The organism is uncultured Alteromonas sp. (genome assembly GCF_963976965.1).
In the GTDB taxonomy this organism is placed as follows: Bacteria; Pseudomonadota; Gammaproteobacteria; order Enterobacterales; family Alteromonadaceae; genus Alteromonas; species Alteromonas naphthalenivorans.
The window spans coordinates 25,435-33,343 of sequence record NZ_CAXBMP010000037.1 but is presented as its reverse complement, the minus strand read 5'-3'; the positions used below and the strand labels follow the sequence as shown (position 1 = coordinate 33,343).

The 7,909-nt window shown below is 44.3% G+C and carries 4 protein-coding genes; 1 reads left to right on the top strand and 3 read right to left on the bottom strand.

The window, feature by feature from the left end:
- On the top strand, positions 1-1,966 hold a 1,966-nt coding region (locus AAC006_RS19285; RefSeq protein WP_339892299.1), incomplete at its 5' end, for a response regulator.
- Between the two features lie 45 nt (positions 1,967-2,011).
- Here AAC006_RS19285 and AAC006_RS19280 read toward each other — a convergent pair.
- The 3 genes from AAC006_RS19280 to AAC006_RS19270 form a co-directional block, all read right to left on the bottom strand.
- Positions 2,012-2,971 (bottom strand): WYL domain-containing protein, encoded by a 960-nt coding sequence (locus AAC006_RS19280; protein WP_260563570.1) that lies wholly within the window; start codon positions 2,969-2,971, stop codon positions 2,012-2,014.
- A 209-nt stretch (positions 2,972-3,180) separates the two neighbouring features.
- The gene (locus AAC006_RS19275) at positions 3,181-3,774 is read right to left on the bottom strand and encodes a hypothetical protein (RefSeq protein ID WP_013783621.1); all 594 of its coding nucleotides are present in this window, start codon (positions 3,772-3,774) and stop codon (positions 3,181-3,183) included.
- Between the two features lie 15 nt (positions 3,775-3,789).
- The gene (locus AAC006_RS19270) at positions 3,790-7,803 is read right to left on the bottom strand and encodes an ExeM/NucH family extracellular endonuclease (protein ID WP_126873422.1); all 4,014 of its coding nucleotides are present in this window, start codon (positions 7,801-7,803) and stop codon (positions 3,790-3,792) included.
- Positions 7,804-7,909: the final 106 nt, after the last annotated feature.

Below are 7,909 nucleotides of genomic sequence, written 5' to 3'. Positions count from 1 at the left end.
AAAAATAAATGCCTGTGGTGAAGACAGCGCATCGTCTACCGACATACTTGAAACGGCCATTAATACCTTTTCAAGTAATCATCAAAAACTAATCTCATTGCCCTCTTTACCAGACTCTATCTCCAATATGTATTTCGGTACTAGCCAGCTTGATGCAAAGGTTAATCAATATATTGGACAAGCAAGAGCACTTGTGAATTCACCCCAATGTTCTTCTTCAATTGTTATTACTATAGAACAAGCCACCAGGCTGCTAGAGCAACTTAATAGTGTGGTTTATATGTTCGAGCTAGAGGCGAAAAGTCATGTTGATGCGGTCTCGTCTCTTGAGTTCTATTTGTGGCTTGCCACTATATTCCTACTAGGGGTTGAAGCTTTTTTCATTTTCGCGCCCATGGATAGAAAAATAAAAAAGACAATACAGCATCTATATGAAGCCTCTGAAAAAGCAGAAACAGAAGCGCTAAAGGCGCAGGAAGCCAATAGAGCTAAGTCCGAGTTTCTATCGAGTATGAGTCACGAATTACGCACGCCAATGAATGGGCTGTTTGGCATGATTGAACTTGCGATGGATAACCCAAGCAAGAGTGAAAATTACTTACGAAAGGCCAAAACCGCTGGGCGACAATTGCTTACCCTTATTAACGACATTCTCGATTTATCAAAAATTGAAGCGGGGAAAATTGTGGTTGAAAAAGGCCCTGTCGACTTGCTTCAACTGCTTGATGAGGTGGTATCTATACAGCGTATTTATTGCCAGAACAAAGGCTTAGATTTTCATTACAATAAACAGCAAACGCTAGCGCCCATTATTCAAGGTGACATCACCCGTATTGCACAAATCTTACATAACCTATTGAGTAACGCCATTAAGTTCACCGAGTCAGGTAGCGTAACCTTATCGGTCAGCCAAGCTCTCACGGAGAGTGGCAATACCTTGCTGTTTTCGGTTAAAGATACCGGTATTGGTATTGATTCTGATAAATTGTCGACTATCTTTCAAAAATTTGAGCAAGCAGACCAGTCAACCACCCGCCATTATGGAGGCACTGGGCTAGGGCTGAGTATCGCTAAAGAATTAGCACAATTAATGGACGGTAATATTTTAGCCACCTCAACCTTAGGCGCCGGTAGTGAATTTACGCTAACCCTTCCGGTGGTTGAAGAGTCTCTGCCCGCCATCGAGGTTAAAACTGACGCCATATTGCGCTGCGCTATTGTGGACGACTTGCTTACAAGCCGAGAATATCTAGAACACGTGGTTGCCGCAATGTCGCTTATTCCAACGTCGTACTCAAGCGCAAAGGACTTTCTGGAAGATACGCCCAATAATTACGATGTTATTATTCTCGATTTAGCGATGCCAGAGATGAGCGGCGTTGATTTGTTGCGAGAATTAGTAAAAACAGATATCTCGCCATTTCCAAAAATCATTTTGATTTCAGCAGAACTTGAACGATTAGATTGTGAAGAGGCCGTGAAAGACGTTATTTGGCGCTCACATGCAAAGCCGATCATCCGCAAAGACTTAGAGCTCGATTTACAAAGCCTAGTGTCCCGAGCCAGCAAGCCAACCGGCTTCCCCCATAAAGCAGCGCCTAGGTTGCGCATTCTTATTGCAGAAGATAATGATATTAACGCCGAAATTGTAAAAGCAATGCTTGAAGGCGAAGGTTTTAAAATTGTGCATGTGAAAGATGGTGAGCAAGCCGTTGCAGCCTGTGCCAAGCACTTGTTCGACTTCATATTGATGGACTGCAACATGCCCGTAATGGACGGTATTATGGCCGCTAGCATTATTCGAAACGAATTAAAGATAAACACGCCTATCGCAGCACTTACTGCCAATGCATTCCCTGAAGATAAAGAAGAATGTTTAAATGCAGGCATGAATGACTTTCTTACCAAGCCATTAGATAAAGACCTGCTGCTCTCTAGTATTAAGCAATTTACGCAAAAGTGGTAACGCACCTTGAAGCGACCGACATACCTGCCGTTAGAGAAAAATCTTTTACTCGTAGCGTTTTTCCTCGCCAATATACCCTGGTGCAATGGCAAGATTATCGGTATTTTCCAGCGTTTCCTGATTTCGCAACCACAGTTGGTATTCACCCGTACGCAGACTGGCATGTTTAGTACAATCTACATTCCACCGGCGCAGTAGATACCCTGCCATAGCGGCCCGTACTTCAAGGTGAAGTACTCCTTCTTCCATACCATAATCGAGCTCAATGGCAGTAGGATGGTTTATATTTTTCGGGTGCGGCACTACTTCTAAGGCTATTTTTCGCTGCCATGCTTCATCGGCTAGGCTCTGTTCGCTTAATGCAGGGTTGGCCTTTAGGGTAACTTTACTAATACGGGTTAGCACGAAATCTCTGAAGCTTCCGGTTTTTCTATCAAACGCACGCACGTGCCAACGCTGGCCATTATCTACAATGCTATGGGGCACCAATTCTCGCGCGCCCGAACCACTTGAAAGCGATGTATAAATAACACTCACCGCTTTGTTATTAACAATAGCTTGCACTAGTTTCGCCACTACATAAATATCGGGGATATTTAACGACGACGCACTTTCTACCGGAAAGTGGATATCACCGATAGCATCGAAGCCATCAGAAATATCGTTCGCTAACTTCACCAAGGTTCTACGAGGATCGTGCTCGAACAACGGTACAAAAGTATCGGTTTGAAAGTAACGCTTATCTCTTGCGTCGTAGGTAAGGTTATTTGGCGCCAGCACTTTATACAGACTGAAATCGCGAGAGCCCGCAGATAAACCCACTTCAAAGCGGCCAATTAGATCTTGGCGATAAATCGCCCCTTTAAACAACAAACAAAAATCGATATAAGCCAACCGCTGGCGCTGAGCAAAGCTGACGGTATCAAGACTTGCGTTTTCTGAAGGTGAAGCATCACTAAGGCCGAACTCTCGCCCTTCATTACCTAGCATTTTGGTGGCAGACATATCATTTCCATTTAACTGTACCTTTAACCAGTGTGGTTCATTTTGAGCGCGCTGTAAATAGAAATTTTGTCGTATTTTTTGGGCGTGTCTTCTACAAGAAGCCTTAACTGATTTAGCGAGCATCAAATATAAAAAACCCAGCAGATGCTGGGTTTTTGTTAACATGCTTAGTAATAAGCGTGTTGAGTTACATTGCTAGAATATCTCGATTAGCGACGAGCCTTAACCCGCGATACCGCCATACCGAAGCAAGCAAGTAATGCTAGAACACCAGTACTTGGCGCTGGAACTTCTGTAATTGAAATTTGAGCGGATGACGTAGTCGCCTGCAACTGCTGGCCATTGGAGTTGAGAACACTGCCACTTACATCAAACAGTGAGTCGTTCACAGCACTTAATGCTGAAAAATTCAACGTGTACAGCTCTAAGGTCCCTGCTAGTAATTGCTGAGTCCCTAACATCTCTAACATCCATGAAAACGGGAGCAAACCCGTTGACGATACAGAGATCATTCCAGGAGCCGTTGGGAACAAACCATCTAAGAAAGTAAATCCCGAGCTATCGCCAAAGGTTACAGAGCCATCTGAATACGTCAAGCTTGTTGAATCATAGATAAACGTATTATCGAATGATATCAGAGGTAGTGTTCCACCAATCGCTAGTAGAGCGTTCACATCTAAATTAACCGTAGCCGTAACAGTATCACCCACGTTATAAGATGCCTGATCGGTACTAATGTTAATAACCGCTGCTTGCGCACTAAAACCAACTAATGCAAATAAACCAATAATAAATTTTTTCATTTTTTCAATTCCTACTTATTCTACTGCACAACCAGCGCGGGTACACATGGTCATCAAGGCATTAAGGTCAAAGAAATTAACCATGCCATCATTATTAAAATCATACTGTAAATCGCTCGCACCACCTGATAAGAACAAGCCGTAGAACGCCATAATGTCGTTATAATCTACGTCGTTGTCGCCATCAAAATCGCCAGGTTGTACCGCATCTGGGAAGTTAAGTACTACTAATACTGGGTCGTGATCTGAAGAGCGGTATGCATCAGCGCCGTAATAATCCGTGATTTGCGCGTCAGTTTTATACTCTTCATTGTAATCAAACACACGAGGCTCATCTGCGTTAATGTGCCATACCGTCGCATCAACCACATATTCAGTTAAGCTTGGGCTAGATAATGCGTGGTCTAGGTAACCTAGTTCGCCGCCAAATGTGTATGAGTATGCCGAATCGCCACCAAAGGTGTTAACTAAGTTGGTATAGCCAGCACTTTCAAGGGCCAAAATAGGCTCTTCTGCTGCATACGCGTTTAAGTCACCCATAATGAGTAAGCGGTCAGATAAGGTATCGCTATTGTTTTCTACAATGGCAACCAAGCCATTAGCTGCATCGGTACGCAATGCGTTCCAACAGCCCTGTCCATCACCTGAATCGGCATTATCACCGGTAGCACTTGAACAACTTCCTTTCGATTTAAAGTGGTTTACGGCAAGGGTGAATGCTTCACCGTTGGCGTTCACTGTAAATGATTGAAGAAGCGGCTGACGGTTACCATAGTCAAACGGTGACTCAGACGATGTAACAGCGTTACCAAATGGTGTGACTACTGCAGGCTTGTAAATCATGCCTACTGCAATTTCGTCGGTACCTAATGCTTCACTGATTGACACATAGCTATACACATCACCGCCCATTTCAGCATTAACCGCTGCGGTTAATGTTGCAATAGCAGAGTCTTCACCATGACCATCATTTTCAACTTCTACAAGACCCACAACATCTGCATCCATTGCTGCTAGCGCTGCAACGATTTTCGCTTCTTGGCGAACCAATTCGAATTCATTGGTAGCGCCGCGAGAGGTTGGGAAGTCTGGTCCATCGAAATAGTTAAGTACGTTAAAGCTAGCCACTTTTACATCGCCGGTTAAGCCGATTAACGGGTAAGCCGTACGTGCATTGGTGCGAACTAATTCTAAGTCCATTACCGGTAGCAATTGATACTCGCTGAACGAGTAATGCATTACACCTGTGAGGTTTTCAACTGTATCGCCCAAACGTAGAGGGTTAGCATGCGTTAGCCCGCCCACAGGGAATGGAATACCATCTAGGTTTTGGCTATTTGAAGCATCATCTACCAACAATGTATTGAGGGCATTTTGTTCTGCTAACGCTATCGCTTCGGCTGTGCCCGCAGGATATTGGTTAGTCGGGATCATCACGCGCTCAGAGCCCACGTTAAACTGTCCGTAACGACCTAAGTTATATACGTCATTGACCAGCAACGATTGGGTAAAGGTAATTTGCATACCTTCATAGGCTTCAAGGTTGGTATCTGTACTAAATGGCATACTAAGTTCTGTGTAGAGAATACTTCCACCTGCGCCTAACACTTCAACGTCGCCTGATAATACAAACTCGGTTAAGTCGTTGTATTCAACCACGTCACCTTGCATGCGAACCAAGTCGCCAACCATTGGGAAAGTCTCTAGGGAAGTAGCATATACAAACACACCTTCAGAGGTTGCGTCGTTGCCATCTGAATCAGCCGCTTCTTCTTGAACAAAGAAACCAGACAAGTCTTCCGCTACTTTGGTCACTACCGCTTCAATGATTACGGTAGTATCAGCAAGTGGTGAAGCATCACCTTCGTCCTGCAGTTCACTGATAAGCACCAACTCGACTGTTGGGTCTACCGGATCTACTGGGTCGACAGGGTCTGTCGGATCAGTTGGGTCGGTTGGATCTGTAGGGTCGACCACACTGCCATTGTGCGAACCAAAATAATCGTAAGTGTTTTGGCTGTAGCTATCCCACTCACTGTCTGGGTCAAAAGCAGCGTTACGTGTTGCATTACCTTCAGTAATTGAAGCTTTACGCACTAGGGTTACATCTTTACCCCAGTTGGTTTTTACGCCAAACGTACCAACAGCATCAATGGTGACATCACCGTAACTTAGCTCGATGTAATCGTCACCGTTGAAGTTCATTACAAAGCTACTCAACGTCGAGCCTGTAGTCAGCGCATCTTCAGCGCTAGCATGACTAAAGGTAGCCACGGCACCAGAGGCTAACGTGCCGCTAAGTTCCAATACTTTTTCGTCACCTACGCTGGTAGCGCCATTTGAAAGTAATTTAAGCTTATAGTTACTTAAATCTACTGCCTCAGTTGAACCATTGTAAATTTCTACCGCTTTGTTAAAGCTGCTGCCTTCAATGTATTCAGAAATGAAAACGGCGTGGCCTGAACCTGTACTTCCGTCAGTGCCATCATCAACTGAGTCACCAGAATCTTCTCCCGTATCACCGCCATCTGAATCGCCAGCGTCTGTACCATCACAACTTGCATTGAATATTAGTGAAGCAAGCTCAGGCTTGTCGATAAAGGGGTTACGGTTACCTTGGAATTCGAAAACTTTGCTGTTTCTTTCAAGTTCGAATTCATCAACAGGGTCGCTTTCATGCCATTGTAAAAGAACACACAGTTTGCCTTGGGCGGCTTCGTCAGTGCTGGTTAAACGGTCAACCAATACCAAGTCTGCTTCCGACTCGCTGCTATCACTGCCATCGTACCGTACGTCCATGTAAAACATAGCGCGTGCTACATCACCCTTTACTGAATCACGAGGTTCAAAAGAGTCACTATCAATGCTGTTTGCTGGCGCTTCAGGTAGTGCACCATCACTGAAATCAAAATCTAGATTGCCGCGAGAACCGTTTACCGATATATCGGTTGGGCGAAGGTGATGAATATCTGAATATGCGGCTAAGCTGCTACTAGAGAAACCATGGCTGTTCGCCCAAACGTGCTCTCTATTCCAATTGTCCTGATTGCTGCTTTGCGTGCCACTACCGTTACTGAATTTAGCTAACGATGTTCCCATGTAGAACAACACGACATTGTCTGGGTTGGCAGGGTCTTGATCGGTGTCAGTTAGGGCTGTCCATGCTTCTGAATAAGAAAGCTGATGGTGATCGAGTGAGATAATATTTTGAGCCAGCGCTTTAAGTGTTTCAGCGCTTTCATTATTCGTTATTGCTGTATCAAGCTGCGCATAATAATCCGCTTCAACATAGTCGCTGGGCAATTTAACCGCGGTTAAATCAGGGCAGTTAAAGCAACTTTCGGTTAAGGTACGAAGCGTGTCGTCAGATGTTTCGCCATCATCGCCGCCTTCATCCTCTCCTTCAGAGCCAGTTGAACCTGATAAAACAACGCTGTTTACAAAGTGGGATTCTGTCCCAGCATTGTTCTTCATAGCTAGTTTTATTTGAACCGTGCTTGCATCAGGAATAGCAGAATTAACGGTTACACTAGTGTAGTCATCTATAAGAGTGTGAATATCTGTTCCCAGTGCATTGGTGACTAAGACAAACTCTCCACCATCAACTGAGTACATCACATCAACATAATCTATGTCTTCTTGCGTACCACTTTCTGATACTTCGACATCAAGCTGCAAGTCAGTTAAGCCATTTACGACAATAACCTCAGACACCCACACGGCATCGCCATCTACGTCGCGAGCACTTAGTTGGCCGCCATCGACTTTAAACCAGTCAGAAACCGCACTTAAATCAGCGTCTGTTACATCAATACTCCAGCGTGATACGCCATCCATATCAATAGTAATAGTATCTCCTCCAACCGCTCCTTTGCCATCTAATGTGGCTGCGTCGAAGTTTTCTTCCCAAATTACATCTGATAAAGCGTTAAAAGAAAGTGGCAGCGTTAACACACTACCCAATATTAATTTCACGCACAAAGCTGACTTACTCAACTTCGCTCGCCCTTGCCTACCCAGTTCCGCCATGTTGTTATCGTCCACTTTTTTTTAGGAACGTATAAAATTATATACTTGCGTATACACAGCAAGAACTTGTGCAAAATAATATCATATTTTTATTTAAACATTAAAA